This is a genomic window from Methanoculleus sp. UBA291, from assembly GCF_002499755.1.
In the GTDB taxonomy this organism is placed as follows: Archaea; Halobacteriota; Methanomicrobia; order Methanomicrobiales; family Methanoculleaceae; genus Methanoculleus; species Methanoculleus palmolei.
The window spans coordinates 3,511-6,299 of sequence record NZ_DANC01000009.1 but is presented as its reverse complement, the minus strand read 5'-3'; the positions used below and the strand labels follow the sequence as shown (position 1 = coordinate 6,299).

The 2,789-nt window shown below is 61.4% G+C and carries 2 protein-coding genes, 1 tRNA gene and 1 pseudogene; 3 read left to right on the top strand and 1 reads right to left on the bottom strand.

The genetic code is table 11. The features are described from left to right. Window positions 1-384 (bottom strand): annotated as a pseudogene (locus tag BP737_RS02135) (PGF-CTERM sorting domain-containing protein); the annotation flags it as partial. Window positions 385-880: 496 nt separating this feature from the next. Here BP737_RS02135 and BP737_RS02130 point away from each other — a divergent pair. The 3 genes from BP737_RS02130 (at window position 881) to BP737_RS02120 (ending at window position 2,771) form a co-directional block, all read left to right on the top strand. Next, complete coding sequence (locus tag BP737_RS02130) at window positions 881-1,606, top strand: thymidylate synthase (protein ID WP_342685849.1); 726 nt, start codon at window positions 881-883, stop codon at window positions 1,604-1,606. A gap of 52 nt (window positions 1,607-1,658) precedes the next feature. Beyond that, window positions 1,659-1,731, top strand: a tRNA-Gln gene (locus BP737_RS02125). A 209-nt stretch (window positions 1,732-1,940) separates the two neighbouring features. Beyond that, entirely contained in the window at window positions 1,941-2,771 is an 831-nt protein-coding gene (locus BP737_RS02120) for a TIM barrel protein (protein ID WP_394339243.1), read from the top strand. Window positions 2,772-2,789: the final 18 nt, after the last annotated feature.

Genomic DNA, 2,789 nt, shown 5'->3' with positions numbered 1-2,789 from the left:
CAGCACAACATCCAGCGTTGCCTGAGGGTTCTGAATGTTGACGTATCCCGTAGATGTAGCCCGGTCGGTGGGGCTCCCACTGGCGTTGAACACGTAGTAGGGGCCGGTCGTTGTGCCAATGGCGGCCTTGGTCAACTCGGTGATATTACCGCTGGCATCCGCCAGAATGGTCTTATCGATAGCTCCCGCCGTGGGGTCGCTGTAGTGGACCAGCTGGGTAACAGGAGCAGTACCAAAAGCCGAGCCGAAGTTAAGGTTTTCTTCGCCTACATAGACGGTAGTGCCGCTTGTCGAGATCGAGATCGACCGTGCCGCAACCGGTGCAACGACCAGTGCAGCCGCGAGGACCATGGCGACTACCATCAGTTTTGTCATACTCTTCATACTATACCTCCATTGTGATGACATGAGGGAATGTGAACACGAGGTACTCGACAGACGTCGAATACGGGTTCACCACGCTCTATACTCCGAATTACGGAATATGTCACAATATTTGTGGAACACTTAATATATCCTTTGTGGTCGACCGGGGATCTGGCGTCCCTGATAGGCACCACAACACGGGAAAACGCCCCGAATTCACCTGGATTCCGGTTCATTCCCGGATCACCGCGTTCCATTGGTTTATGAGGATAAAAACCTTACTCCGGAAAAAGCGAAAAGCGCCGGACCCCGGCGGCAACCCCGGCGCCCGCACCATCGCGTATCGCACCCAAGGACCCGCACCCGGTCAGTACCGCCTGCGGCAGGGATCGCCGGAATCCCCCCTCCCCCCGACCCGGGCGGCAACCCCGACCGGCATCGTTGCCGGAGCATCTATATATCAGACCCCCCTTAGTGCGGAGCCTTTTCTACCCCGGCCCGCCAACTACTCCCTATGCGGATCATTCGGGCCCCCACGCTCGCACGGGCACACGAACTGGCGGTCAGGACCGTCCTCGAAAAGGGATGGGCGCTGGAGACCGAGAACGACGAAGCAACGATCGAGTGCGAGGAACTTGCGCTCGACGTGGAGTCGCCGGAGAGCGAGCCGATGGTGAGCCCCGCCTCCCGATTCCAGCAGCGGTTCCTGGATGCCTACGCCGAGAATCTCCTCTCCGGCTCCGACGCGAAGTTCGAGTATGACTACCACCGGCGACTCTTCGACTGGGGCGAACGGCTCGCTACGGAGGGCGAAGACGTCCACGTCGACCAGATCGCCTACATCTCCCGAAAACTCGCCGCCGCCGCGAACTCCCGGCGGGCGGTCGCGGTCACCTGGAACCCGGTCATCGACGAGAACCTCGACGACTGCCCCTGCCTGCAGCTTGTCCAGTGCCTCCTCCGGGACGGAAAACTCCAGATGAAGGTCGTCTTCCGGAGCAACGACATTCTCTCCGCAGCCGGCGCGAACATGTACGCGCTCGTCCGCCTCCAGAGAGCGATCGCCGACCGACTCGGGGTAGCCTGCGGGCGCTATACCCACATTGCGCTCGTCCCGCACGTGTACTACCGGCGGGATGCGAACGACATCGAACCGTTCTGCAAATCCGGCGCCGAGATCCAGCCTGTCGCCGAGGTCTGCCGCGCCTGCGGAAAGTGCCCGCGCGCGTCAAAGATATGATGCCGGGCCGTCAGGTTAATTAGGATTCACAAACAACATTTTAGAGCCCAATAGCCCGGTAGTGTAGCGGTCAATCATGCGAGACTCTGGATCTCGCGACAGCAGTTCGAATCTGCTCCGGGCTACTACCCATCTGAGGGTCGAACCTTTTTGCAGTACCTGAAGCGGATCGTCAGTATCTCTACGAACAGGCGTGAGACAACGGTTGTAGGGGTGGCGCTCCGGTTGCACGCGAAGTTCGCGGGATTACCACCCTTCAAACGCACGAACTCCCTTCATCCCGCCGGTATCCTGATGATAACTGCGGCCCCACGCATCAGAGGGAGATATGCCATTGCCTGACTACAACCTCGGCTGCACAGTACGGCTCGACGACCCGGAAACGCTCGCCTTTCTCTCGAAACTCTACGAAGAGGGTGCAATCCAGCATATCCAGGTGCAGGCTGTCCCCCTGCCCCGTCCTCTCTTCCAGGAACACCTCGACCGGGTCGCCGCGGCAGGCATCCCTTCGATCGTCCATGCGCCCCACCACAGCCACGGCGTCAACCCCTGCGCCCCCGCCGCCTACGACGACCGGCCGCGGGGCGAGATCACGGCGTACATCGAGGAGGCCGTGAGCCAGACCTTCGAAGCCGCCGACGTCCTCGGCGCGGAGACGATCGTCCTCCACGCGGGGAGGTACAAACCCGGAGGGCGCGCCGAGACCGTTGAAGGATTCGCCGGGTTCCTCGACCGCTACAACGATCCTCGGTTCACCCTCGAGAACCTCCCCGCGGTCCACGCCGGGCGTCCCTTCCTCGGGAACACCGCAGAAGAACTTGCGGCCCTTGCAGACGATAGAATCACCCGATTCTGCCTCGACTTCCCTCACCTCGCCTGCACCGCAAACTACCGCCGTCTCTCCTTTACGGAGGAACTGAAACGGTTCGAGGACCTCAGCGTGACCCTCCACCATCTCTCGAACATGCGGCGCGGCTCGATCACCGACGAGCACCTCGAACTCGACCATCCCGACGGCGGCCTCGACCTTGCGAGAATCTTCTCCCGGCTCCGGCGGTATCCCGCCGTCCCGACGACGCTCGAGTACAAACGGAACGCAACGGCGATCTACACCCGGCAGGTGCGGGTCTTCACCCGCCTCCGGGAGGAGTATGCCGGGGAGTGAATCCATGCCCTCACACCC

Bases quoted from the DNA above. Each gene is read 5' to 3' on its own strand.
- BP737_RS02130 (WP_342685849.1), top strand. From the start codon at position 881: ATGCGGATCATTCGGGCCCCCACGCTCGCACGGGCACACGAACTGGCG.